Consider the following 24,021-nt stretch of genomic DNA (forward strand, 5'->3'; position numbering starts at 1 on the left):
TCTGAGCAGACGTAGCGCTCTACGCCTCTGGCGGCCTCGTCGCGCACGAACTTCATCGGCCGCCCACAGTGCGGGCACGGCTTCCGGATCGGATATAGCAGCGACATTCGGCTTCCCCCGCCTCGATCAGCGTAGTGCCGTTTGCCAGGCGGGCACAAGCGATCTCTTGACGCGAGCCTCGCCGGCGACTGAAGATCGACCTTCAGTGATGTTGTGGGGTGGCGTCATGGAAGAGTTCTACAGCGGCTTCGCGCAGCGGGCGCGCGATTTGGCGGAGAAGGCGGACCCGTTCACACGCAGACGGCTGCTCGATCTCGCCAAGAGGTACGACGCCAGGAGCAAACCCGGCGGCAACACCCGGCCGCGGCCGCCGCCGCGCACCACCCCGCCCTCGACGATCTTCTCCGGCAGCGGGGAAGCGTGAGGAAGGGGTCGTAAGGTCGGCACCGAGCAGTAGGGATATCGGACCGGCCGATGGCGGCCCGCGCCGGGTACTGGTTGCTTCACGTGCACTGAGCGAAAAGAAGCTCGCCATGAAGCGGCTCGTTGCATGGCTCTGACGGGCCGGTTCTATTTAACGCGCCCACGCCTGCCGAATCCTTTGGAGCACCAGACCGCGCGCGACACGTGGGCGGGATCGGAGAAGCCGCTGCGCGTGGGCCAGGATGGCCGATACGGTCGGCGCCGCCGCAGCGGCTGATGCCGGTGCCTCCGACAAGCCCCTCGCAATTCGAGCTCCGCACACGAAATGGCCGCAGACGATCCGCCTGCGGCCCACCGGAAAAATATGAACAGTGATGAAAACGCCAGCCCCGGTGCTGCGGAATACATAAGCCTTCCGCGCCGCATTTTGGATTCCGGGAGTCTACGGTCGGCTTTAGGCGCGTGGTGCGAGACCGCGGTCACATGCGTGTTCCCGCGATCAACCTTGCTTCAGCGCATCCTTGACCTCGCGTGCTGGCCAGCTTTCGCCGGCTGGTATGACGCGGACCTTGACGCCGCCGCCGACCAGCGTGTGCGAGGCTACGTCATCGTCCGCCATGGCCACCGTCAGATCAGTCTCGGGCTTCCAAGCCAACGTAAGGTCCAGATCGCCCGGGAACACCTGCCATTGCGAGCCGTCTTCGAGCTCGACGATGTGGCTTTCGGAATGGGACCGGATCTTCTTCTTTAGGCCGCGTCCAGATTCCGCTCCGGGCCGCGCTGCACGAACGGGCGACGAAGCCGGCCCGCCTCGTCACCGTGGCACCTTGGACACCTGAACCGGATATCCGGCTGCGCGGTTGACGTCCGCTGCAGGTTCGCGGCCATGGGCCAGGCGCCGCAGCGGGGGCATTTTTCCAAGAGGGTCTCGGTTTCGATCATCGTGCCGGCTCCTTCAAGGCAAGTCCTCCGTGGCTGCGAACGGCCTGAACTTGCCAAGGTTCCCGCCTCGGTGCGTCTCCCTCAAGAACCTGCCGCCGAAACCCGTCCTCGACGGACAGATCCATTCGTGAACCAACAATCGCTCCTGTGCCGGCATCCGGACCGGCCTCGACTGCGTGCACCGAAACGACAGACATGAAGACCTACTCGCACCAGCATTTCGATCTAGCCGGCGCGTGGGAGCGCACCTACCTCGAGTCGCTGATCCGCGAGGATTTCGATCGATGCCATCCCGGCGAGACGCTGGACGATCTCAAGCGGCGAGCGTCCTTTTCGAGAGAGGACAGGGCCTGCTTCGGGACTGGATGGCGGTCGCGGAGGCGCGTGCCGCGGCCGCAACGCGCGGCTAAGGGAGCGCGCGGGCAGCGGCGATCCGCTGCCACCCTTATGGGCTCGATCGAAGGATCGGAAACTCACAAGGATTCCGATTCAAGCCGGTGAGGCCCCGCTACCGAGTAGCTGCGAGACGGCGGCAGCCAATTGCGTCGGGGCAAAGGGCTTCTGAATCAGGACGCTGCCATCGACGCCCTGCGATTGCCAGTCAGGCGCGCTGGCGCTCGTCATGTAGACTACAGGAAAGCTAGGCGTGATCTCCCTGATCTGCCGCGCCAGCTCCCAGCCGCTGATGCCGTCACCCAGGTTGACGTCAGTCAGCAGGACCCGACATCCCTCGCGGCCATCGCGAAACGTGGACAGGGCCGCCTCCCCCGAATGCACCGAGCAGGCCTCGAAACCGCCGTCGGACAAGGCGTCCTCGACGAAGCTGGCGATGAGAACCTCATCCTCCACGACCAGAACACGAACGGTCTCACTCACTTTCAAGTCTCCTCGGCGATCAGGCCTGATCGTCGACTGGCGGGTGCGTCGAGCAGCCAGAGGCCAGAGTGTCGTCCCCCTTAGGCCACCGGCACACCGTAGTAGGCGTTCACGGAGCGCGTCGTCGCCGGGTCGCTCCAATTCCAACTGCTCTCGTCGGCGTATTTGGGGGCGCCGCGGAGCTGATCCTGGGTGATGCCGGTGACGTAACCGCCGAGGTTGGTGTCGTATTTCAACGCCTGCCAGGGCGATCATGACGCGCTCGATGTAACCGACCTTTTCGCCGTCGGCCCCGTACACGTTCGTGCCCTCGACCTTGTCGCTTCCGATGAGGCTAAACGTCCCGCGATCTTCCATAGTGGCCATGGTGGCCTCCTGGATGTTGCCTTGGAAGTCAACGGGGCCACTATGGCTCCGTTCCTGGCAGGTGCCGCGGCTAAACGTTGATCTCCCGGGCATCGGATGAGGTGGCCGCGATACCCGTCGGCACGAGATGGCAGAGGGCGCGAAGATGGAACTGACCGATCTGGAGCGCGATTTTCTGAGAAAACTCCTCGGCGAATCCTGGGTGAGCCCGCCGACGTTCGACCACGAAATCGTGGCGCGGCTCGTTGAGCTGGGTCTGGTGGAAACCGAACCACTTCCATCCGGAGATGTCGAGTATCGCATCACCGATGCCGGGCGGGCGGCGGCTACCGCGTGAACCACGGATCGGCGAGCCGCGGGCAAATCGGAGGAACGATAACCTTGCCACCCGATTGACCTGCAGGGACCGTCGCCCGCCGTTGAACTACGGCGCCTGTCGCGGATAGCCAAAGGTCTCACGACCCGCTATTCAGAACCAGCGCTCGCGAGGATAGCCAAAGGCGGCGGCCTCTCCGGACTTCCGTGTTCTCGAAGCCACGCGCCTAGGCGCTCGCCCGGCCGCGCGAGGGCCACCCCCCGCACCCGCCTTATCTGCCCCTCAGCGAGAGACTGATCCGCGTTACGATGTCGTCCCACTCGCGCTCTTCGCTCGCCGGGTAGTTGATCAGGACGCAGTGAATCATTCCACTCGCGAAGTTGCACCGGTTGTACCAAACCTTGTCGCCCTTGTAGCTGGACACCGCAAAGAACCGAGGTGTCGTTCGTTTGTACTGAATGCGCGCGGGCGGATGCTTCTTCGCGAGAAATGCAGCAGGTGAGTCGTTCGCGACGTTGGGTGCGGCCTGTATCGTAAGGTCGGCTCTCCCATCCGCAGTCCGAAATCGCTGTCCGTACCCCTCCGGCCGGCCGGCTTCTTCGGTAAAGATCGAGGCCGGGAAATCCACCGAGGTGCCCGTCTGCGGGATGGAGTAGGTCGTCCATCTCACCGGTTGCGCCGAGACTGCGGAGCTCGAGGCGGCAAGTCCGAGAACGAGTGCCGACACCACCCATCGCATCGCGTCTCCTCCTTGGAATCACGAAGACCCGACGAGCGGCGTCTCGGCTTCGATATCGCGGCGCCGACGTTCGGATCGAGCTCCGGCGCAACGCGGCGTCACGACGACCCCCTGCAGCTCCGGAAGGTCACTTCCGGCCCGACGGCGCCTGAGCATTCGAATCGTTCGGGTTCTTCTTGTTCGCCTCATGATGGCCGATGACGCAGCCGGCGGCAGCGCCGAGCTTGCCGCGCCCCGCCATGTGGCCGGCGACGCCCCCGACGATGGCGCCCTTGATGCAGCCCTTCGCGTCCGCGCCTGAGGCCGAAGCGAGCGCCATTGCAGCCATGAATGCCGCCGTGAAGATCCTTTTCATGAGCTTTCTCCTGGCTCGGTTTCCGCGAGATCAATTCGATCCGGCGGCGCTCGTTCCGCGCGGGCACTTCCTGACTGCAGCTCCGCGACCTTGCTCATCGGCAGCGGAGCCGGCCTCTTCGGCGAGAGCCGCGGCTCCCTCTCGTCAAGGAGCAAGTCGCTGGCCTCCGAGTTTCTCTCTGTTGGAACGAAATCATTTCACGCTCGGAGAGGTCATGCGCGCGGCCAAGGAGAGCAAACGGTCCAGGAGGTCCCGCTTCCTCCGCGATGCGATGGTCGACGTGCAGATTGCCAGCCGCGGCATCCGCAGCAGGCGGGTCCTGCTGGCGATGCGGCAGGTCCCCCGCGAATTCTTCCTTGATCGACGGTTTGCGGAAGCCGCGTACGAAGACTGCGCCGTGCCGATCCCTAAAGGGCAGACGATCTCTCAGCCCTACATCGTCGCCAGGATGCTCGAGACTGCCGCGATCGCCAAGTCGGACCGGGTTCTGGAGATCGGGGCGGGTTCGGGTTATCTGGCGGCGCTCGCCGCCAAGCTCGGGCAGGAGGTTTGCGCGCTCGAGCGCCATGAAGCATTGGTGCAGCGCGCCCGATCGCGCCTTCGGCATCTCGGCTCCCGCAACGTGGATCTGCGGCAGGGCGACGGGACCGCAGGATGGCCGGATGGCGGCGAGTTCGACGTGATCCTGGTGTCGGCCGCCTCTGCGCAGACGCCCACGGTCCTCAAGGCTCAACTGGCTCCGTCGGGACGACTTCTCATCCCACTCGGCGATCCTGGCGGTGTGCAGTGGCTGACAAAGCTGACACGTAGACCGACCGGTCATTTGGTCGAAGAAAAATTAGAGGAGGTGCGCTTCGTTCCTCTTGTCTCCGGCCGAGAGCTGCGGAACGACCTCTGACGCTGGCCATAGAGCACCACGAAAGGACGGTATGACATGAGCGAGCAAGTCGACATCGATCGCGTCTGGGACATCATCGAAAAACTCGGCGTGTGCATGCTGACGACGCAATTCGCCGGTGGGCTACGTGCGCGCCCCCTCGAAGCAGGCCCGACCGCGAGGCCGGCTCGATCTTCTTCGTTACGGACGTCCATAGCCCGAAGGAGGATGAAATCGCGTCCGCTCCCGATGTCGGTATCGTCTTCATGGATGCGGATGAGAAGGCCTACCTATCGATCACGGGCCGTGCCTCCGTCTTGCGCGACGTCGAGAAGACGAAGGCGGGGTGGCGGAAGAGCGACGAGGTATGGTGGCCCGACGGTCCGGGCAGTCCCGACGTGAGCTTGCTCAGGATCGAGCCTTCCACGGCCGAATTGTGGGACGGACCGGCGAGCGCAGCGGTCACCGCATTCGAGTTCGTCAAGGCGAGGCTGACAGGGCAGGAGTCAAACCTCGGCGAGAACCGGAAGTCAACCGTCAAGATGTGAGCGGTGGCGGCTTTACAACAAGGTCACGGCCGGCGCACGAACGATGATTTTGTCCTGCCGGAAGTCCGTCTCTAGTAGCTGCCGGCATCTCCTCTACCAAGCTCATCGAGTGTTTCAGTCAGGACTTCGAAGACGATGATCTCGTCGCACACTGTCTTCTCGCCCTCTCGTGTCGTGCCCTGGGCGGGTGAACGGGTGAATGCCGTCAATGCGCCGAAGCGCTCGGTCAGTCTGTCGCGGAGCGCTGAGAACTTCTCGGGATCGAACGGCCGGCCTTCGTTGTCGTTCAGGGGAAGAAGTATCTCGACCAGGTGCATGGGAGAGAATTCCGTCAGAACCGCAGCATTCCGAACATGAAAAGCAGCGCGACGGTGACGACGGCCGAGATCAGAAGAGAACCGAAACAGCCCAGGCGGTTTGAAAAGAAGAAGAACATATTCGAGCCGTCGCGAAGGATCAGATGCGACGCTAACCAGCCAAACCCCGAGGTCGTTCCGGAAAGCCGGTCGCCCTCCTGCCCTCGTCAGTCGTCAAGAAGCGTGCCGATCAGTTGGAGGAGTGCCTGGTGCTCGGGGCCGCTTCCACCCGCGCCATGGAATTGTCCGATCTCGATCAGCGAAGTCCGGCCCCCGGAGCTGCGGTTCGGCTCGTGCTCCACCATCGGCACACCTGATTGCGGATCCCGGATCAGCCGCCAGATGTCACCATTGGGGCTTTCGTAGAGAACTCTCGCGGTCATGCCATTTAACAAGGTTGGCCCGGCGCCGTTCCCGATGGCTGGCCTGTAAGAACCAAGCCTCAGGCGAGGCGTTGAGTCACCGATGTCGGACGCTTTTGACTACTTCCTTGCCCATGCGGTCCGAGCCCTTTGCAAGGCTCGAAGGATGCGTCGCGGAAGAATGAAGCACCTGCAGATGATGGTAGGAGAGTGTATCACCTCCTCACCAAGGAGGCCGCATACGGCCCGAATCTACAGCATCTGGACGAGTTTCGGGCCGCGCAGAAGCTCGAGAAATCGCTCGAGTGATGGCGTCGCGATTGATCAGCCGGTGGACATGCGAAGGCCTGAACCGCTCGGAAGAACAGGCCGCGAGAGGAGGAGCGTGAGTGCCGGCCGCTGACAACCAAACCGTGGCCAAGCTCCTGCGAGAATACGCGCAGCGGACCGCCTTGCGCGGAGGCAATCCGTACCGCGCCAAGGCGTATTCCCGCGCAGCGGACAGTCTCGCCGCCCTCGCAATTCCGCTCCGCGTCCTGATCGAAGAAGGCCGGCTCACCGAGATCCCCGGGGTCGGCGACGCGATCGCGGACATCATCACCAAATTGCACCGGACCGGGAGCCATCCGAGCCTCGAGAAGTTGCGCACGGATATTCCTGCCGGCGTCCTCGAAATGCTGACCGTGCCCGGCCTACGCCCCGACAAGGTGCTGCGTCTCTATAACGATCTTGGCATTGCCTCTCTCGCCGGACTGGAGGCGGCCGCCAAGGAAGACCGCATCCAGAAGGCCAAGGGGCTCGGCTCCGCACTGCAGACCAAGATCCTGCAGAATTTGGCCATCGCAAAGAGCGGAGAAGGCCGTCTCCATCTACACCGTGCCGCCGCCCTTCTCGCGCACGCGAAGGAATCCATCCGGAAGGCCCATCCCGAGCTCAAGCGCGTGACGATCGCCGGCGATTTCCGTCGCGGCTGCGAGCTCGTCGGCGACCTCGCGATCGTTGCGGAGGCTGCCAAGTCGGACAAGACGTGGGTGACGTCAGCCGAAGGATTGCAACTCCGCGTTTCCGACCGCAAGCACTTCGGCGCCGCCCTTCTGTTCGCGACCGGCTCCGCCGCTCACGTCGAACAGCTTATGGCGCTTGCCGCCGAGAAGGGGCTTCGTTTGGAGGCCGACGGCTTGCACAAGGGTCGCACCCTGATCGCTGGCGACGAAGTCGATATTTATCGAGCCCTTGGCCTGCCCTTCATCGATCCCGAGCTCCGAGAGGGGCGCGGTGAGGTCGAGCTTGCCCTCAAGGGCAAGCTGTCGAAGCTCGTCACCGATCAGGACCTTCGTGGAATCCTTCACTGCCACACCGACGCCTCAGACGGGACCGAGACTCTGGAGACGATGGCCAAAGCCACGCGCCAGCGCGGTTTCGAGTATTTCGGGGTCGCGGACCATTCAAAGTCCGCGCACTATGCGGGCGGGCTGTCGGTCGAGGAGATCGCCGAACAGCGGCGGGAAGCCGACCGCCTGAACAAGCGCTTCGGCAAGGATTTCCAAATTCTCAAAGGCATCGAATCCGACATCCTGGCCGACGGTTCCTTGGACTATCCGGACGACGTGCTGGAGCGCTTCGATTTCGTGGTCGCGAGCACTCATGGCCGGTTCAAACTGGACCGCAAGGCGCAGACGCAGCGCTTGCTGCGCGCGATCGCCAATCCTCACACGACAATCATAGGCCACATGACGGGTCGGCAGCTCCAGCGCCGGCCAGGTTACGAAATCGACGTCGAGAGGGTGCTCCGGGCATGCGCCAAGCACGACGTGGTCGTCGAGATCAATGCTCACCCATGGCGTCTCGATCTTGATTGGCGCTGGCACCAGGCCGCCCTCGAGTTCGGCTGCATGATGAGCATCAATCCGGACGCCCATTCCATCCCCGAGCTCGACCACATGCACTGGGGCGTCGAGATGGCCCGCAAGGGCGGCGTCCCTCCGGACCGGGTCCTGAACGCGATGTCTCTTCCGGAGATCACGCGCTACCTGCGCCAGAAGCGGCGCTCGTTCGCCCGGGCGGCCTGATGCCGCAGGCGAACGATCTCTCGGTCGAGGGAAGGGTGGTGGCTGTCGCTGCCGACCGCGGGCACCACTTCAGCAAACCGACCCGGGACTTCATAGCGTTGGTGGAAGGCCATGGCGTGGAAGGAGACGCCCACTGCGGCGCGTTCGTCCGGCACCGCTTTCTCGCCCGCCGACGACCCCGCCTGCCCAATCTCAGGCAGGTCCACCTGATCCCCTCCGAGCTGTTCGCAAACCTCGGCAAAGCTGGCTTCTCAATCGCAGCGGGAGACCTCGGCGAGAACGTCACCACTGCCGGCCTGGACCTTGAGCGATTGCCGCTCGGCACCCTGATCGAACTGGGGCCCACTGCCATCGTCGAGCTGACCGGTCTCCGGACGCCCTGTGTCCTGATCGACCGCTTCCGGCCCGGCCTGAAACGGCAGGTGCTTTCGTCGGCGGAAACGGCCCCTCCATTCAAATCAGGGGTGCTGGGTGTGGTTCGGGCCGGCGGACCGGTCGCGGCGGGCGATGCCGCGCGGGTTCGCCTTCCGGCCTCCCCGCTTCGAGCCTTGCCAGCATTGTAGAAAGACCCGGCCATGGCCCGAAAATCGACCCTGCCTCAACGCCTGCAGCCCATGCTGGCCACGCTGACCGATTCACCGTTCGACGATCCCAAATGGGTCTTTGAGGACAAATTCGATGGTTTCCGCATGGTCGCCGAAATCCGGCATGGTCGGGTCGCGCTCTACAGCCGCAACGGGAAGATCATCAGCCGCTCCTATGTCGAGGTCGCGAAAGCACTTGAGCGCGTGAAGGCGGATGCCGTGATCGACGGCGAGCTCGTCGCGATCGGGAAGGACGGCGTATCCCATTTCCAGTTGCTGCAAAACGCGCTGCGTCACGAAGCGAAACTCTTGTACTGCGCGTTCGACCTCATGTTCGCAGACGGCGAGGACCTGCGCGCGCTGCCGCTCCTCGAGCGCAAGAAGCGGCTCAAGGCCATCTTGCCGCGCGACAAGCTGATCGCGTTCAGCAACCACCGCAAAGGCAAGGGAACGAAGTTCTTCGCTGAAGCCGAGCGGAGACATCTCGAAGGCATCATGGGCAAGCGTGCCGACAGCCCGTACGCGTCCGGACGCCGGACCGCCGACTGGCTGAAAGTGAAGACCGCGCAGCGGCAGGAGGTGGTGATCGCCGGCTTCACGGCGCCGCGGCGAACCCGGCCATTCTTCGGTGCCCTTGTGCTGGCGGTACGCGAAGATGACGCATGGCGGTACATCGGTCACGTCGGAACCGGCTTCAGTCACCAAGTTCTCGAACAGCTTCACGGCAAGCTCATGCGGCTCAAGACGGCCAAGTCGCCCTTTCCTGCCAAGGTGAAGGACGAGCAGGTCACGACCTGGGTGCGCCCTTCGCTGGTTGCGGAAGTGAAGTTCGCGGAGTGGACGAGCAAGGGCGAGCTGCGCCAGCCGGTCTATCTCGGCCTGCGGTCCGACAAAAACGCCAAGGACGTCGTTCGCGAAAAGAAGTGGTCGCGAACATAACGCCGCCGAGACGAAGGTGCGCCCTGTTCAGCCGGTGTCGCGCTCGGATGCCGAAGGCCACGGCGGCAGGGGCGGCAACCCGAGAGCCTTGCGTACAGGTCCGAACGACCTCCGGTGAGCTGCGCACGCGCCAAGCCTGGCGAGGGCCTCATAATGAGCCGGCACCGGGTAACCCTTGTGATCTGCGAATCCGTAGCCGGGGTGACGCACGTCCAGCGTCCGCATGACACTGTCGCGCTCGACTTTCGCCAGGATGGAGGCGGCCGCGATGCTGGCGGACTTGGCGTCGCCCTTAATGATGGCCTGCTGGGGGATGTCGATTTCCTTCAACCGCTTCGCATCGATAAGCAAGTGCTGCGGCATCAACCCTAGCCCCCGGACCGCACGCTGCATAGCCTGGATACCAGCCCAATAGATGTTGATCGCGTCGATCTCCTCGACCTCGACGAACGCCACACACCAACACTCTGCCTTTTCCTTAATCTCTTTTGCGAGTTCTTCGCGAGCCGAGGCGTCGAGTTTTTTCGAGTCGTCGATCCCGATTATCCGCGTGCCAGGTTTCAGGATCACGGCGCCAGCGGAGACCGGCCCGGCGAGAGGGCTCATTCCCGCCTCGTCCACGCCTGCCACAGCTTGTTGGCCGCTTTCCCAAAGAGAGGTCTCGAAGCGGAGCATCTTGCGGAGGCGCTGCCCTTCGGACCTGTTTTCGAAGCGCCGTTTATCGATTGAAGCCAGGATGGCGCGAGCTCCCGCGCGGGTGTCGGCCCGCAAGATCTGCTCGACGCTGGCCTCGAGCGGTCTTTTCTCGACGACATAGCGCTGGCGCAATACATCGAGTGAATACTGGAACATCGCGGCCTTCGTGAAGACTGACTGTGGGGGGCGTGTGATGAAGCTTTGTGGCGATTGTCTGAAGATAAACCATGCCCTCATGGACCACGTCAAAAAGCCCGATGAGCCCCATGGATAGCGGCCAATAGCTCGCCTAACCATCATCGAGCCGAGTGAATGGTTGCGATGGGCCACTTCCCATACTGGCCCATCTGCGACTTCGAGCGACGGCCGCCATTGCGCTGCTGTTTGGGCAACAGCGGACATCAGCAGGGCTCTGGCTTCTTCGCGCACCATTTTGGGTCCTTCCGGGGCGCTCCCCCGGGCGACCGCCCGAATCCGCTAGATATAAAATTTCAAAACTGACTTTCTGTTCTCGAAGCGCCCCTTGGCTGCGATGGGAAGCCATGTGCAAGGGCGACTGCAATGGGCTGTAGCGCCTTTGTCCCGTGGCCATCTTGGAGGTCGGTTCAATCGCCCTCTCAGGATGAGGTCAGCCACTTGTTAACCTCTCCGGCGGCATCGATCTGCCGGGCCTTTCGCAAGAGCTCTGTGCGGCGGATGCCAGGGAGCATTCCTTTGGCCTGTTGACGCAAATTGGCCGCCTCTCGCGCGAGACGGTACTCGAATGTCGATGATTGTTCCAGGATTCGTCGGGCCGGCATGTTTTGTGCTCCGCTATGGTTGATCGAGAGCGCAAACTTACGTTCACACCACCGATGGATGCTACGGGCCGCTCGGTGACGCGGGGACAGTGCGCCTTAATCTGCCAGATAGCGAGCGATTTGTGTCGTTTTCTCGCAGAAACGACCTGCGAACGGCCCCGGGGTTGGCCGTTGGCTCGATCACTCATCATCGTCTGACATCTGCGAACGATCAATGCGGACCGCTCGAAATTCAGCAGGGCCTTCAAGCAGGCGCTGCTTTCTCGTCGATTGATCCTTGGAGCTCGCTGAGCTGTCCGCTCTGTCATCTATTACGGTGCCCGCCAGATGATGAGCACGCTTTCGTTGACTGGCCACTCGGCGGCCTTTGGCACCCTCTCTGATCATTTGATTAGCCCCTCTGAATTGGAGCGCACATGTTCGGAACACGCCCGCGCGGTTGGTGAAACTCAGCAGCCGCGGCAAATATTCTTTAGCTTTGCGGCGGTTCGGGCTTCTTCCGCAAGGAATGGGTCCTTGTAGCCCGACGTTGAATCGGTACTGGTCTCGGCTGGCTTGTTCGTTTTTGGAGGAAAGGCCGCGTCGTAACAGGAGAGACGCGCGCTGGTGCTTTCGATCGCGCGGCAGTTCAGCTCCGCGGCGAAAGCGGCTGGCGTAGCTGCACCGATTGCCGAAAGGAAAAGCGCCGCCGTCCATGTGCCTGTTAGGGCCTTCTTCATGCTGAACCTCTCATTTCGATTTGCTTGCCCAAGACGGACGCTCGCCGGTCCAGGCCGGAAGAGCATCCCATTCTGACCAACGCATCCGGCGCTCCTCGTCTCCGACCCTGACGAAAACAAAGGCCGCATCGTCCCGCCCCGTTTTCGAATCAACAAAAATTGCCGGGACCCCATAGGCGTCCCTGATGATTGCTGTGTTTGCCATTTCCGATTCCTATCTGGGCCTCCGTCCTGGCTCGAGCACCCGGCCGCGATTGAGAGGGACTATCGCTATAGAACGGCTGAGACAGCGATTGGCAGTACAAAGAAGATCGGGACCAATAACGGTGGTACGAGCCACGCACGAATATCGAATTTGCCGGGGTCGGACATCTGACCGCCTCCCTTCAGGTTGAGGCGGGAGCGCAATGCTCTCAGTCACCGATAGATGCCACTGATAGGGCGGTGATGGGTGACACCGTAGGCTTAAACAGCGTGCAGCGATATCGAAAAATGCACCCGGGAGCGCGGCGAAATAGCTGTCAGTGGTCTAACTGTGACGAGAGCAGAACGGTGGGATGCATCGCGTCCCGTTTCTGCTGTAGGTCGGCGACCACGCCGATAATACGCTCCGCGGTGAGCAGATCGAAGGGGAAGGCCGCGAGCCGCTGGTAGTGGGCGATTATCTCGTCTAGCTCTTTGCACGTTTCGCACATCGGATCACCCGCTCAGCTTGAGGCGGGAGCACTCGGGCTCTCAGTCACCGACGAAAGGAGGATCGGGCCGTGATACTGGCTAATGGCTGCCGGTGGTTTCAGTTCCTAATTGAGACGCGCCGCATGTCCGATAAGGTCATCAGCGCCCCTCAACCGATTGCCCAAATGGTCAACTAAGGGTCCAACAAAAGACGTGCTACAAAGGCGACGAGGCCACCAATTATGGTGGCCCACTTCACGAATAGGACCGCGACTACGACAAGAACCGGCAGACCCGGAAGGCCATGACAAAAGCTGGGTAGGCCAAATCCTGAGGAGCCTTCACTTGGACTCCGCATGGAGTGCAGCCTTTTCGGCCTCTAGTTCAGCAAGACCCTCACTCAGCCGCTCCTTTGTGAGCTGATCAAAATAATGAGCCAGATCGCGGCCGGTCAAATACGGACAGCCATTTCGGGCGCCGTTCCTAATCGAGCCAGATAAGGCTGCGACATCGGTTGCATCGATAGACGTAGACCGTGGTGCCGCAGTGCGTGTCGGGCATCCTCAAATACAGGCGAGGAAGCTCGTCGCATTTGGGACAGTGGGCTGGTGCCTCGGGTGGCGTCTTAGGCGGCTCGGTCAACGCACACTCCCGCATTCAGGCAGCAGCTTGCAACGCTCTCAGTCGCCGCCGCCCAGAATCGTTGTCGCACAACCTAGGCGGCGTTGCGCCAAATTATGATCGCCTCTCCAAGGTTCCCAGATGCGAACTCCATCTTCGCTTCAAGCATTAGAACCCATCAAGTGGAAGCTCCGACCTCTACCTACCTCTTCTTCGCCGGCCCGAAATCCGGTTGCCAGGCTACTTCTTTCCGGCTGGGCTGTGCCGCGATCACTTTGGCCTTTTCCTTCTTCGGCTTCTTGGTTTCGCGATTGCCGCGTTGCTGTCCCTTGGCCATGACATCCATCTCCTGTTGGGGTTCGAGTTCGTCCAGTTCATCCGACTGAAGGACGCGCCCGCGCGGCGTACAGATGCGGACGTCCATGTAGCCGTCACGCAGCAGCTTTCGCGCGAGTCGCAGTGCGACGGTGGCACTGCCGCGTCCGAGATTGGCGCTGCCATACTCGTTGGTTCCGGTCACCAGGTAAGGCACGCGCGTTGCCTTAGCCATTGAGGATGGCCGCCGCACACACCAGAAGCAAAAGGAATAGTGGAACGATCACCGGTGGGACGATCCATTCCGAGGCGCGAAAACGCGACATCGAGCGCTCCTGCAACTCTGTCGGCGGGAGCGCACGTGACCCTCAGTCACCGGTCGATGCCGTTGAGAAGTGCGGTGATGTGACGACCCTACGCCTGCGGCAGGCCAATAGCGAGCACTAAAACGCCGCGTGCGACGAGGATCGCGCTGCGGCGTCAGCTCGTGGCAATGATGATGTGCTAGCTATTCCCCCGCGATGGGCGCATGGTCGTCGCTGCCGGTCGGTGGGGCCCCTCTTGTGAAAAGGCAGGCGTGCATGACCATCCGCACACGGCGAGAGACCGTCACGTTCAAGCGTCCGTTCCAGATCCGCGGCATCGAGCGGGTGCTGCCCGCCGGCGCCTACGAGGTCATCACCGACGAAGAGACAATCGAGGGTCTCACCTTCTCGGCCTATCGCCGCATCGCTACGATGATCATGGTGCCCGCGGAAGGTGCCCGCGATTCCATGGAGATGCTCTCGATCGGCTCGGTCGACCTCGCCAATGCGCAGGCTGCGGATGCGGGGGCCGCCCCATGACTGACCAGCCGGTCGACCTCGACAAGCATCGCGGCATGGCGGCGCAGAAGGCGACCGATCTGCGCCGTGCGCTGGCGGACGTCGAGGCCCATGTCAGGGAGCTGCGCGAGCGGGAGGCTGAGCTCGAACACCGCATGATGACAGTGCCTGCCGCTTCGTGGCCGGAGGCCGCTGTCAAGGCGCGGCATCTGCTGAACCTCTACGCCGCGAGCCTGCCTGCCGAGGACACGAGGCACCGCGCGCTGGTGGCGGCGTTGCTCGACGATTTCGTCCGGCTCTCCGGCGAGGGCTGAGGCGGTACAACAAGCCGGACGCGCGCTTGTGCCAGGAGCCATCGCGTAACGGAGGAAGCCATGACGCTCACGAGCGGCCGCTACATCGGCCACGAACATGACCGGATGATCATGCTGTTCTCGATGCAGGACGGCGGAGCTTACGCGACCGCATAGAGGCGCGCGCGGCCAGCAAGTATCGAGCGACAGAGCTTGAAGGCAGTCCACGGGGAATCGTGCTGCGGGGCATCGATTTCAGGACATAGGATCTTCGATCGCCCACAATTGGGACCGCCCAAACGATCCTCTGCAATGTGACACCTTACCGGTTTATTTCCCGAAAAAAGATGAGGACAGAGTAACACCTAAGAGGCAGCGTCGAGCAGTCTAGATGTAGACGAAGAGCCCGCTTCTGTTGGCGTTCAGCGTTCTCCCGGAATCGCCTTGGCTAAGCGCGCTCCTTGCTGGTGGTGTCCGGCAAGGATGGCTTGCGCTCCGGAAGCTTCTTTTTCGGCGGCGCGGGCAGCAGTCCTTCGCGGATCGCCTGCTTCCGAGCGAGCTTGCGGGCTCGACGAATGGCCTCGGATTTTTCGCGCGTCTTCCTCTCCGAAGGCTTCTCGTAGGAGCGCCGCTGCTTCATTTCCCGGAAGACGCCCTCACGTTGCATCTTCTTCTTCAGAACACGAAGCGCCTGGTCGATATTGTTGTCGCGAACAAGGACCTGCAATTGAAACTCCTCACTGGGCTGCGAAATGCGGCAGTCCTGCATGCAGCCAATTGCGCAGGAGTCTCGTCGCGATTATGGAAGAGAGTGACGGCGCAATTCTTCGCCCGCATCGAACAAGCTGGCCCATTCGTCACGGCGATCCAGTTCGGTAGGAGCGAAGTGACCACTCTCGCGGGGCCCTGTCAATCGATAAAGCCCCTCTCTGCTTCGAGAGGTCTACTCGAAGCTTCTCGAACGGCAGCCAGAGTGCTCGCCGAAACTATTTCGGCAGCCTTCCTTGCAAAAGTGCGAATGTCACTTATATTGGGAATATGCGATTAGCCGCTGTGCCTTGTTGAACGCGCCCGCGGGCTCCTTTTCCAAAGACATCGACGAAGTTGAAAGTTGTCGCGTGATAGTCACGCGCACGCGCTCGTGCGCTTTGGAGAATGAAAATGACGACAGGTACCGTTAAGTGGTTCAACGGCCAGAAGGGCTTTGGGTTTATCCAGCCGAACGACGGCAGCAACGATGTGTTCGTTCACATCAGCGCGGTCGAACGGGCTGGCCTTGCTGGTCTCGCCGAAGGCCAAAAGGTCAACTTCGAGACCAAGACCGACAAGATGCGAGGCAAAGTCAGCGCTGAAAACCTCTCACTGGCCTGAACTTGCGGCGCCGTTTCACGGACGTACTGAAACGGCCGCTCCCGCTCGATCTCCGGATTGAGCGGGTTTTGTCCGTGGCAAACCGGGATCAAAAATGAGCGCCAGGAAATCAGCAGAGCCGTCACCCGACAGCATCGCGCGCTTCAACCGGAGACGATTGGCTGCTGAAGAGGGCGCGCGCGCATTGGCGGATGTCGAGAGGCAAGCCATTGACATTCGAAAGAACATGGCGCGACTTCGAGAGCTTCGCGAGACCAAGGAAGCCGCTGATGCAACTCTTCGCGCATCGTTGCCGGCACCGTTGCTAAAGAAGCGCAGGAGTAAGTTGGCGCGATAACCATTCCGGCAACGGTTGGTGTGTTGCAAAATCGAGTCACATGCCAGTGGGGCGGGTCGTGCGAAGGGCGAAGTCAGACGGCGGCGGTACTATCACTTTTTCACTTGCGCTCGGCGCAGCGCGACAGATCTGCAGGCTTGCGGCGACGTTTCAGACCGAGACGCAAGCCTTCAGCTATCTTCATAAATATCGGACCGAGTTCGAGCAAATGGCCCGGTCGCGCCTCGCCTCGGGGGAGCTTGAGAACGGCATCATCGTGCTCTCAATGCTTTAGGTTGAGGCACCGAAGAGCCATAAGTGCCACCTATTCCTGAGCCTTCTTCGCGTTGATTTGGCGCCAAGCGCCGTGCCTTTAAGCGCTCGTGACGTTGGTGAAAGAATTGCCGCGCTTTGCCGCACAGCTAATCGCCTCGCGAAAATGGCTGGGATCCCGAGCCATTTGGGATCACGGAATTGATACCTGACATTTCGAGCATTGGAAGTTGTTAGTCTCTGGGTCAATGCAGATGTCAGTCTGCAAGGCCTTTTGCTGGCCATGTTCGAGAAATTCCTTGACTTGCCAGTTGCGTCGATCAGCTCTCTGCGCAGCGCGAAGCCGGGCCGACCGCCCACCCAATAGCCAAGCCCGGCGTTCCTGCTCTGCCCCGCAAAAACTTTTGCCGACTGATTCCGGCTGTCCTCCGCTGCCATCAGGCGCTTCATGTTTTTCCAGAGTCCGGACATCGGGCTTCCGTCGTTCTCGAAGACCTCGGCGCAATAGAGCACCTTCACACCAGCGAGCTTGCAGATGAATTCGTAATATGCGCTCTCGTCTGTGTCCTGAAACCGCCCCCAGCGACTGACGTCCCGCACCGGACGTTCCCGAAATCGGCGGCTCCTGATTGAACGTCGCTGATCAACCCGATGAGCCCCAGTCGGTTGTTGATCCTCAATCCGCTGATGCCCTCGTCGATATAAGTGCGAACGATCGTGAGCCGATGCGCGGCTGCGTAGGCGGCGATGACAGCCATCTGGTTTGCGATCGAATATTGCTGCCGGTCCGTCGACATCCGGACGTACTGCGCAGCCCGGAGCTCGCGCTCCCGACGCCGAGGCAGCCTGGCATGCTGGACAGTGAGCGCTATTCCTATGGAAGGCTCCCGACCCGTGCAGCTGTCAGCCTATTCCAACCCTCCTGAAAACCAAGAAGTGTGAAGCTGCTCACCCCCGCCGAATCTCTCCTCGCCTACAATAGGAACGTCCCCGTCCGGGACGCTCACCCGGGAATGGACGAGTCGGAACTGGCGAAGCTGGAGGCCGGCCATGAAGCGCCACGCCATGAGCAAGTATTTCGGTAGTGGCGCCGGCCACGTTCTGCGCCAGCACAACAGCGCCGTGTTGCTGTTCAGCTGGCGCGGCAAGCCCGACGGTTCGGCCCGCTATGTCGAGCGCGTCAACCGCTACGCTCGCAATGGCATGGAATATCCCAGCCTGGCCGCCCTGCTGCGCGCCGTCGAGGCCGAGCACGCTCAGAAGAAGCACTGACATCCAGCTGCCCTAGCTCAACACCGAGTCACGACCCAGTGCCCTCTTGGATCTGCGACCAAACGCGCGGCTGAGCAGGCGATCACGGCGTTCAATTGCCGGCTCGGGATGGCCGCGGCAGCGAGGTCGGCGCCCGGCATCAGGTCTGCGGTCGACAGGTCTGGCAGGGCAATTGGATCGGCTCAACCCGCTTACAAAAGGACAAGTAAGCGTTAGCTGACCGGTGCTGGTCCACTCCGGCTCAGGCCTCGGTTACTCATCGTCCGAACTCTCACGGACCAACCGAACGACCCTGCGAGGCCCGTCCCACACCTCAACAGCAGGAAACGCCTCTAAAAACTTCTCGGCTCGAGCTTGGGCGTCTTTGTCTGTCGGACATTCAATCTCGTAAACTGCACGAGCAACGCCCAGTAAATCGAGCGCGTATGCAACATATCGCATCGCAGGTCCCAATCGACGGGGGCTGCTATCACGATTCATTCGTCGCTTGATCGTTCCTGCGGCTGCGTCTTCTCGCGAAGGAGTCGTGCAGAGCCGCCAAACCGAAGCGGTCTTACTGCATTGACTTGTTGATCGTGAACACAAGAGCGGCCTGAAACAAGGGGCCGCTTTCGTTTCGCACTTCAATCGCCAAGTCCCGACCTTCCGACGTGGGTTCGAGATCGCGGGCCATGCCGCCCAGCGCGCGGGCCGCCTCGACCTCCGCAGCTCGCACCGTCGGAAGCTCTAGGCCTTCCTCGTCGTGGAACAGTTCCGTTCCGTCTCTTAGATCGAAGTAGTAGCGTGCCATCTGCTAGAAATTCCACCATCGCTGGATGGCTCCAAATTCTCACGACCCCCGCTGACTCGCAATAACGTAGGACAAAAAGGCGCCCCGGTCTCGGATCGTTCAATGATTTGCTAGTCTTCCTTGGGCGCCTCGGGGCGCCAAACAAACGGTACCGGCCTAGCCAGCAGTTCATAAGACCTGATGAGAGCAGCCCACGAGCGACGAAGCATCTCGCTCGTCAACTCGTCTTTAACGCGGCGTCTTTCAACGAAGTGCTTGAGGTAAAGCTCGAGCACCTACCGTTCAATCGGCAACACGGGTGCGCCTCCGGGTATGCAGCCCAAGAATAACCTATGTTAAGACCTTGGCTCCGCCACTGGAAGAGCCCACGTACGTCCCCTCTGTTGTGAGTCATCGTTAACGGCTCAAGGAGCGCCGAGATGCAGCATCGACACCTCACAGGGCGGCGAGGCTCCTAAGTACCAAAGTGCGGGGAATGGTTTAGACAATGAGCTGTATCGGCACCGCCGTTGTCGGCAGCATCGTCCTCGCCTTTGAATGGCGCGAACTGGTGGCGAGCCTCAAGGGGTAAGCATCCGTAAATTTGGTTCAATTCCCTTGCGCTAGATCCTCCTGCCGTCACGAGCCAACCGTGCGGGTGTGCCCGATCCTGACGAACAGAGCGTGGGTAAGGGAGCCGAACCGTCGCGCTTGGAGGAGGCCCGCCGCATCATCGAGGAGTACGTGGCTGATCTCCGGGCGCTTCTTGAACAGCTCCGCCGCAAGATGAATTAAGAGCGTCTCAGTGCGGCGGCCTCACCAACGCTGGCACGGTGCGTGGCGAGGCCGCCTGCGCTCCGGTACACCGAGGCTGGAGATTTGCCCGGAGATAACCGATCTTACCGCCGCCACCAAAGAATAACGATTGTCCGAAAGAGGCACTCAGGTCCTAATCTGCCAGCACGACTGTCCTAATTAGGACAGCACCGAATATCGGTATCAAGCAAAAAACGGCCCCGGCCGTGGGCTTCTAGGGGTGGGCGGCAGGGGCCGTTGGGTGCTCGGACCTTGGGGAAGTTCAAGCAACTACTACTTAGTGCAGCTCAAAGCGCCGTTCTGTTCGTTTCAAAACAATCCCGGTACTCTTCCGGATAGGAACAGCAAACTCTTGCGCACGAATGACCGAACGAGGCTGGCGGCAGCCTTTCGAAGATCCGATACGCCTGGGCGGTCGCACTGCTGACACTGCTCGACGCCAGACGAAATTCCTCCTCGCCTCACAATAAGGAACGTCTCTGTTCCGGATGCTTATCCGGGAATGGACGAGTCGAAGCTGGCAAGCTGGAGGCGCGGTCATGAAACGCCACGCCATGAGCAAGTATTTCGGTAGTGGCGCCGGGCACGTTCTGCGCCAGCACAACAGCGCCGTGCTGCAGTTCAGCTGGCGCGGCAGCCCGACGGATCGGCCCCCTATGTCGAGCGCATCAACCGCTACGCTCGCAATGGCGTGGAATATCCCAGCCTTGCCGCCCTGCTCCGCGCCGTCGAGGCCGAGCACGCTCAGAAGAAGCACTGATTGCAGCTGCCCCCAGCTTAACATCAACGGTCGGTTCAAGCTGTGCACCTATGCGAGGCTGACGCCGGGCGAAGATTTGCTCGGCAAAACCGCCGCCAGCGCCTTAGTTCATCTTGCGGCGGAGCTTGCCGCGTACTCCTCGATGATGCGGCGCGCCTCGTCCAGGCGCGATGGCTCGGCTTCCTTATTCCCAGCTCGCTTGTCAGACTCCAGCATGCCCGGATGATTGTGCGTCGAGATGCGGGCCGTTTGAGCCAGATCAAATGACGGGCCGCCACTTGAGGCAGCCTTACTTCGGTGGGGTAACTCACCATTGAGCCAGCCCTGCGCTCTTTCAGCGGGATCGGGCTCGAACGTCGCCAACTTATGATCGCCCTGCCATAGCTCTATGGCGTGGACGCCTACCAGCGACTTTGCGCGTTCTTTCGCCTCGCCATCATCAGCGCAGACTAAGTCAATGCGCTGTTGAATATGCCCATCCTCGCCGATGACGTAGGCTTGGTACTCTGGCATCTTGCGGCCCTCAGCAACCGCGATCGATGGAACAATTAAAGCGCCCTTGTTCCATCTCTGCAACTGCTGCGTGGCGGAATACCACCTCCTCAATTTTTCTAGTTCGATCCACCTCAAGGGCCCGTCCCTAATCCATTAGGGCTACCCCGTATTGCGAGATCCCTTCCGGCGGCCTAACCGTTTCGGCGGCTCGGGGTGCCAGACGGGCACCGGCACTCTCAACAGTTCATAGGAGCGCGCAAGCGCATCGCGTGACCGACGGAGCATGTCATGCGTCATGTCCTCTTTGATGCGGTGCCTTTCGATGCGCGCATAGATGTAAGCGTGTAGCCATTCCCGGTCGTCTGGCGGCATCTGGGGGCGCCTCCCAAGTGAACCCGGAAATTAACTCATGTTAAAGCGAGCCGTTCCGCGGGGATATTGATGCCTAATTCTCGTCGGACCGTGGCCTTCGGGCTTTCTCAGCCATGGCCAACCACTCTTGCCCCAGCTTCAGCCAAGCCTCCTTGTCCGCTTCGCTCGTCGCTTTCTGAGCCTCATCGAGGCAGTCCTTCGCTTGGCGGAGGTATCTCGCTGCGTCATCGCTCATCGGCCAATAATCCGCCCGCCCGACGAAGGTGCCTAAGCAAAGGCGGCGACGATCAGCGCGGCACGTAGGCCCGCCAGTTGCCAGCCGGTCCACGGCGGCAACGAGATCTCTCCCGCCTTGAAAGATTTCGTCGAGAGCCAACTCGGCCGCTCGATCGGCGTGCAGCTAACGCTTCCGCTCCGCTCCCAAAGCACCAGACTCACCAACCAGACCGCGAGCGAGCAGCAGACCGCAATTCCAAGGTACGGCAATGCGGTCCCTCACTGACGAAATCCCGACGCTCAAAATCGAGCACAAGATTCGCATATTCGCGACCGCGTGACTATGTCGTTGTCATGCCCAGCACATTCGAGTTCTGCCTGCCGACCGCCGCCAAGGCCGTCCCTGACGGCCCCGACTGGTTCCACGAGATCAAGTACGACGGCTATCGCCTGCGCGTCGAGCGCAATGGCCGCAGTGCGCGCCTCATCACCAGGAACGGCCACAACTGGACCGACCGCTTTGCCTGGATAGTGCAGTCGGCATTGCGCAGCCGCGAACAGCAGTTCGTCATCGATGGCGAGGCCGTCGTGCTCGGCGTCGACGGCGTCTCCCACTTCGATGCACTGCACTGCGCCGGCACGACGAGGAGGTGCAGCTCTACGCGTTCGATCTCCTCGCGCTCGGCGGCGAGGATCTGCGGCAGCTGCCGCTGGAGATATGCAAGTCCCAACCTCGCCCGGCTGCTGCGCGGCCGGCCCGACGGCATGTTCGTGGCGCCGTTCGAGAGCGGCGCGATCGGGCCCGATCTGTTTCGCGCCGCCTGCGACCTCCGCCTCAAGGGAATCGTCTCCAAGCGCCGCGATCGCCGCTACATCGCCGGCCGCACCAGGGAATGGGTCAAGGTAAAGAACCGCACCCATCCGGCCAAGAGCCGCGAGTTCTGACGAAAAAGCCCGGCATCGGGGGACATCCGATACCGGGCCAGGCGCAATCAGGGAGGTGAGGAGCGTCGAGGCCCCTCACCCTCAAGCAACCGCGGTACCGGCACCGGACCGCCATGTCAGCTTTACCCCCTGAAACTGGACATTGCCGGCCTTCGGCACGTCGGTTTTGGGCCCGATTTTGTTGCAAAAGTCGGCTGTAACCGACGGATGTCTTTCGGCCATTCGGTAAGGCCGACCGACTTTGATCCGCCGCCCCTAACGCTCTCAACGCAACTCCTACGCTATGCAATGCACAAAGCATGAGCGGGTGGTGGTCACGCAACGAACGACGCGAGGCGCCTCAGGTTTTGAGCGATGGCAGCCAGAACAAACTCGTCCTGGGCGCCCCATGGGCCACGAAGCCGAAGCCGACCAAGCCTCAGGATGCGCTCCAAGTGCGCAAACCGCATCTCGATCTTCTTGCGCTGACGTCGTGACGTCTCGAACCCCTCGGTGCCAGCGAACGATCGGGCGACGTCCCGGGCGGGCTCATGTATGTCGCGCGGGATCTTGCGCGATGGTTCTTTTGGACGGCACTGCGGTTTAAGCGGGCATGAGTCGCAGTCGAGCTTGCTCGCACGATACAGAAGCGTTTTGCCTTCGTGCACGGTACCGCTCGTCCCGAGCCGCTTTCCGCCCGGACAGTGGTAGACGTCGCTGGCCGGATCATATCGAAAGTCGCTGCGCGAGAAGGTACCGTCATCTCGCTTCGACTTGTCGAACACGGGGATATGTGGCGCGATGCCCTTCTCCTCGACCAGCCAGTTCAGCATCGGAGCAGCCCCGTAAGCGGCATCCCCGGCAAGCCGCTCCGGCTTGAGACCAAAGCGCTCCTCTGTTCGTTCGATCATTGTCCTCGCCGCTCCGACCTCGGCCTGTCGAATGGAGCGGGACGCCTCAATATCAACGATGACGCCGAACTTCACGTCGATGAGATAATTGTCGGAGTAAGCGAAGAACGCTGGTCCCTTGTGAGCTCCGGTCCACTGGGCCGCGGGATCGGACAGCGAGATGAACTTCGGGACAACGTCACTGGCCGCACCCCACGCCGTATCGTCGAGGGTTGCCAGATACTCCTTCACCTCGCGGCTTGACCTCGCCGGATCGCGATCCCTGCGCCAATCCTGACCCGCGATCGAGCGCCGCTTGTTGGCATCTGCTTGGATCAGGCTGCGTCTACCGCAAAAGCTTCGCCACCAACCAGACCGGCCACAATGCACGCCTCGACGATATGTTCGAATACGCGACGAACGACATGTCCCTCGCGGAAGCGCTCATTGCGGGCCCGCGAGAAGGCCGAATGATCCGGGATAGCATCCTCGATACCGAGCTTACAGAACCACCGATAGGCGACGTTCACCTGCACTTCACGGCAGAGCAGCCGCTCCGAGCAGATCGCGAAGACATACCCCACGATCAGCATCCGGATCATCAGTTCCGGATCGATCGACGGGCGACCCATGGACGAATAATGAGGAGCTAGTTCGCTGCGAAGCCAAGACAGATCGAGAGCAGTGTCGATCTTCCGCACCAGATGATCTTCGGGAACCGCGTCGCTGAGATGAAACTCGTAGAACAGTTGACCTTGGTCACTCTTCAGACGGCCCATCGTCGCGATTCGCGTCAACACAACGGAATCACGCTTGCCGGCTCGTCTCAACTGACTTTTGCAACAAAATCGG

Annotated in this window: 28 protein-coding genes and 2 pseudogenes; 14 read left to right on the top strand and 16 right to left on the bottom strand. The window is 61.5% G+C overall.

Annotated elements, in window-relative coordinates; all coding sequences use genetic code 11:
- The first annotated feature begins 226 nt into the window (after nt 1-226).
- Complete coding sequence (locus tag N2603_RS36125; protein WP_260385892.1) at nt 227-424, top strand: hypothetical protein; 198 nt, start codon at nt 227-229, stop codon at nt 422-424.
- 498 nt (nt 425-922) lie between these two features.
- On the opposite strand, the gene N2603_RS36130 is transcribed toward N2603_RS36125, so the two are convergent.
- The 3 genes and pseudogenes from N2603_RS36130 to N2603_RS36140 all read right to left on the bottom strand — a co-directional run bounded on the left by N2603_RS36130 (nt 923) and on the right by N2603_RS36140 (nt 2,607).
- Complete coding sequence (locus N2603_RS36130; RefSeq protein WP_260385893.1) at nt 923-1,078, bottom strand: hypothetical protein; 156 nt, start codon at nt 1,076-1,078, stop codon at nt 923-925.
- 776 nt (nt 1,079-1,854) lie between these two features.
- Nucleotides 1,855-2,241, bottom strand: coding sequence for a response regulator (locus N2603_RS36135; RefSeq protein WP_260385894.1), 387 nt, complete (start codon nt 2,239-2,241; stop codon nt 1,855-1,857).
- An 80-nt stretch (nt 2,242-2,321) separates the two neighbouring features.
- Nucleotides 2,322-2,607, bottom strand: a pseudogene (locus N2603_RS36140) (PRC-barrel domain-containing protein).
- Between the two features lie 145 nt (nt 2,608-2,752).
- Here N2603_RS36140 and N2603_RS36145 point away from each other — a divergent pair.
- Nucleotides 2,753-2,944 carry a PadR family transcriptional regulator gene (locus N2603_RS36145; protein ID WP_260385895.1) on the top strand — a complete coding sequence of 64 codons (192 nt, stop codon included), beginning with the start codon at nt 2,753-2,755 and terminating at the stop codon, nt 2,942-2,944.
- Nucleotides 2,945-3,194: 250 nt separating this feature from the next.
- Here N2603_RS36145 and N2603_RS36150 read toward each other — a convergent pair whose 3' ends face one another.
- Nucleotides 3,195-3,662, bottom strand: a complete 468-nt coding sequence (locus tag N2603_RS36150) for a hypothetical protein (protein ID WP_260385896.1) — start codon at nt 3,660-3,662, stop codon at nt 3,195-3,197.
- 127 nt (nt 3,663-3,789) lie between these two features.
- Nucleotides 3,790-4,017: a hypothetical protein gene (locus N2603_RS36155; RefSeq protein WP_260385897.1), complete on the bottom strand. Its 228-nt coding sequence runs from the start codon at nt 4,015-4,017 to the stop codon at nt 3,790-3,792.
- 214 nt (nt 4,018-4,231) lie between these two features.
- Here N2603_RS36155 and N2603_RS36160 point away from each other — a divergent pair, with 214 nt between their 5' ends.
- Complete coding sequence (locus N2603_RS36160) at nt 4,232-4,915, top strand: protein-L-isoaspartate(D-aspartate) O-methyltransferase (RefSeq protein WP_260385898.1); 684 nt, start codon at nt 4,232-4,234, stop codon at nt 4,913-4,915.
- 92 nt (nt 4,916-5,007) lie between these two features.
- Nucleotides 5,008-5,442, top strand: coding sequence for a pyridoxamine 5'-phosphate oxidase family protein (locus N2603_RS36165; RefSeq protein WP_260385899.1), 435 nt, complete (start codon nt 5,008-5,010; stop codon nt 5,440-5,442).
- Nucleotides 5,443-5,513: 71 nt separating this feature from the next.
- Here N2603_RS36165 and N2603_RS36170 read toward each other — a convergent pair whose 3' ends face one another.
- Both N2603_RS36170 and N2603_RS36175 read right to left on the bottom strand, forming a co-directional pair.
- Nucleotides 5,514-5,759 carry a hypothetical protein gene (locus N2603_RS36170; RefSeq protein ID WP_311740742.1) on the bottom strand — a complete coding sequence of 82 codons (246 nt, stop codon included), beginning with the start codon at nt 5,757-5,759 and terminating at the stop codon, nt 5,514-5,516.
- Nucleotides 5,760-5,965: 206 nt separating this feature from the next.
- Nucleotides 5,966-6,181, bottom strand: coding sequence for a hypothetical protein (locus N2603_RS36175; RefSeq protein ID WP_260385900.1), 216 nt, complete (start codon nt 6,179-6,181; stop codon nt 5,966-5,968).
- A gap of 368 nt (nt 6,182-6,549) precedes the next feature.
- Here N2603_RS36175 and N2603_RS36180 point away from each other — a divergent pair, with 368 nt between their 5' ends.
- The 3 genes from N2603_RS36180 to ligD are packed head-to-tail and all read left to right on the top strand — an operon-like array spanning nt 6,550 to nt 9,752.
- Nucleotides 6,550-8,229 carry a DNA polymerase/3'-5' exonuclease PolX gene (locus tag N2603_RS36180; RefSeq protein ID WP_260385901.1) on the top strand — a complete coding sequence of 560 codons (1,680 nt, stop codon included), beginning with the start codon at nt 6,550-6,552 and terminating at the stop codon, nt 8,227-8,229.
- On the top strand, nt 8,229-8,792 hold the full coding sequence (locus tag N2603_RS36185; protein WP_260385902.1) for an MOSC domain-containing protein: 564 nt from the start codon (nt 8,229-8,231) through the stop codon (nt 8,790-8,792). Before N2603_RS36180 ends, N2603_RS36185 begins: the two co-directional genes overlap by 1 nt.
- Before the next feature lie 12 nt (nt 8,793-8,804).
- Nucleotides 8,805-9,752, top strand: a complete 948-nt coding sequence (ligD, locus tag N2603_RS36190) for a non-homologous end-joining DNA ligase (protein WP_260385903.1) — start codon at nt 8,805-8,807, stop codon at nt 9,750-9,752.
- A gap of 27 nt (nt 9,753-9,779) precedes the next feature.
- On the opposite strand, the gene N2603_RS36195 is transcribed toward ligD, so the two are convergent.
- The 4 genes from N2603_RS36195 to N2603_RS36210 all read right to left on the bottom strand — a co-directional run bounded on the left by N2603_RS36195 (nt 9,780) and on the right by N2603_RS36210 (nt 13,795).
- Nucleotides 9,780-10,604, bottom strand: a complete 825-nt coding sequence (locus N2603_RS36195) for a ribonuclease HII (RefSeq protein ID WP_260424335.1) — start codon at nt 10,602-10,604, stop codon at nt 9,780-9,782.
- A 1,093-nt stretch (nt 10,605-11,697) separates the two neighbouring features.
- Nucleotides 11,698-11,967, bottom strand: a complete 270-nt coding sequence (locus N2603_RS36200; protein WP_260385904.1) for a type VI secretion protein — start codon at nt 11,965-11,967, stop codon at nt 11,698-11,700.
- 10 nt (nt 11,968-11,977) lie between these two features.
- On the bottom strand, nt 11,978-12,172 hold the full coding sequence (locus N2603_RS36205; RefSeq protein WP_260385905.1) for a hypothetical protein: 195 nt from the start codon (nt 12,170-12,172) through the stop codon (nt 11,978-11,980).
- A gap of 1,293 nt (nt 12,173-13,465) precedes the next feature.
- A complete protein-coding gene (locus tag N2603_RS36210) occupies nt 13,466-13,795 on the bottom strand; it encodes a hypothetical protein (RefSeq protein ID WP_260385906.1) in 330 nt (109 codons plus the stop codon).
- A gap of 364 nt (nt 13,796-14,159) precedes the next feature.
- On the opposite strand from N2603_RS36210, the gene N2603_RS36215 reads away from it, so the two are divergent.
- Together N2603_RS36215 and N2603_RS36220 are read left to right on the top strand one after the other, a co-directional pair.
- A complete protein-coding gene (locus N2603_RS36215) occupies nt 14,160-14,423 on the top strand; it encodes a hypothetical protein (RefSeq protein WP_260385907.1) in 264 nt (87 codons plus the stop codon).
- Nucleotides 14,420-14,716 carry a hypothetical protein gene (locus N2603_RS36220; RefSeq protein WP_260385908.1) on the top strand — a complete coding sequence of 99 codons (297 nt, stop codon included), beginning with the start codon at nt 14,420-14,422 and terminating at the stop codon, nt 14,714-14,716. The genes N2603_RS36215 and N2603_RS36220 overlap by 4 nt, the downstream gene beginning before the upstream one ends.
- A gap of 427 nt (nt 14,717-15,143) precedes the next feature.
- Here N2603_RS36220 and rpsU read toward each other — a convergent pair whose 3' ends face one another.
- Entirely contained in the window at nt 15,144-15,422 is a 279-nt protein-coding gene (rpsU, locus tag N2603_RS36230; RefSeq protein WP_260424336.1) for a 30S ribosomal protein S21, read from the bottom strand.
- Between the two features lie 434 nt (nt 15,423-15,856).
- On the opposite strand from rpsU, the gene N2603_RS36235 reads away from it, so the two are divergent.
- The 3 genes from N2603_RS36235 (at nt 15,857) to N2603_RS36245 (ending at nt 16,677) form a co-directional block, all read left to right on the top strand.
- Entirely contained in the window at nt 15,857-16,066 is a 210-nt protein-coding gene (locus tag N2603_RS36235; protein ID WP_028145479.1) for a cold-shock protein, read from the top strand.
- Nucleotides 16,067-16,160: 94 nt separating this feature from the next.
- Complete coding sequence (locus tag N2603_RS36240) at nt 16,161-16,403, top strand: transcriptional regulator (protein ID WP_260385909.1); 243 nt, start codon at nt 16,161-16,163, stop codon at nt 16,401-16,403.
- 40 nt (nt 16,404-16,443) lie between these two features.
- A complete protein-coding gene (locus N2603_RS36245) occupies nt 16,444-16,677 on the top strand; it encodes a hypothetical protein (protein WP_260385910.1) in 234 nt (77 codons plus the stop codon).
- A 493-nt stretch (nt 16,678-17,170) separates the two neighbouring features.
- On the opposite strand, the gene N2603_RS36250 is transcribed toward N2603_RS36245, so the two are convergent.
- Entirely contained in the window at nt 17,171-17,452 is a 282-nt protein-coding gene (locus N2603_RS36250) for a recombinase family protein (protein WP_311740743.1), read from the bottom strand.
- 253 nt (nt 17,453-17,705) lie between these two features.
- Here N2603_RS36250 and N2603_RS36255 point away from each other — a divergent pair, with 253 nt between their 5' ends.
- Nucleotides 17,706-17,927 carry a hypothetical protein gene (locus N2603_RS36255; RefSeq protein WP_260385911.1) on the top strand — a complete coding sequence of 74 codons (222 nt, stop codon included), beginning with the start codon at nt 17,706-17,708 and terminating at the stop codon, nt 17,925-17,927.
- A gap of 553 nt (nt 17,928-18,480) precedes the next feature.
- Here the strand turns inward: N2603_RS36255 and N2603_RS36260 are convergent.
- The gene (locus N2603_RS36260) at nt 18,481-18,717 is read right to left on the bottom strand and encodes a DUF6894 family protein (protein WP_260385912.1); all 237 of its coding nucleotides are present in this window, start codon (nt 18,715-18,717) and stop codon (nt 18,481-18,483) included.
- Between the two features lie 1,663 nt (nt 18,718-20,380).
- A complete protein-coding gene (locus N2603_RS36265; protein ID WP_260385913.1) occupies nt 20,381-20,902 on the bottom strand; it encodes a hypothetical protein in 522 nt (173 codons plus the stop codon).
- Nucleotides 20,903-21,709: 807 nt separating this feature from the next.
- On the opposite strand from N2603_RS36265, the gene N2603_RS36270 reads away from it, so the two are divergent.
- Nucleotides 21,710-22,300, top strand: a complete 591-nt coding sequence (locus N2603_RS36270) for an ATP-dependent DNA ligase (protein WP_311740744.1) — start codon at nt 21,710-21,712, stop codon at nt 22,298-22,300.
- A gap of 314 nt (nt 22,301-22,614) precedes the next feature.
- On the opposite strand, the pseudogene N2603_RS36275 reads toward N2603_RS36270, so the two are convergent.
- Nucleotides 22,615-23,948, bottom strand: a pseudogene (locus N2603_RS36275) (transposase).
- Nucleotides 23,949-24,021 lie beyond the last annotated feature (73 nt).

It is taken from the genome of Bradyrhizobium huanghuaihaiense (assembly GCF_025200885.1).
GTDB lineage: Bacteria > Pseudomonadota > Alphaproteobacteria > Rhizobiales > Xanthobacteraceae > Bradyrhizobium > Bradyrhizobium huanghuaihaiense.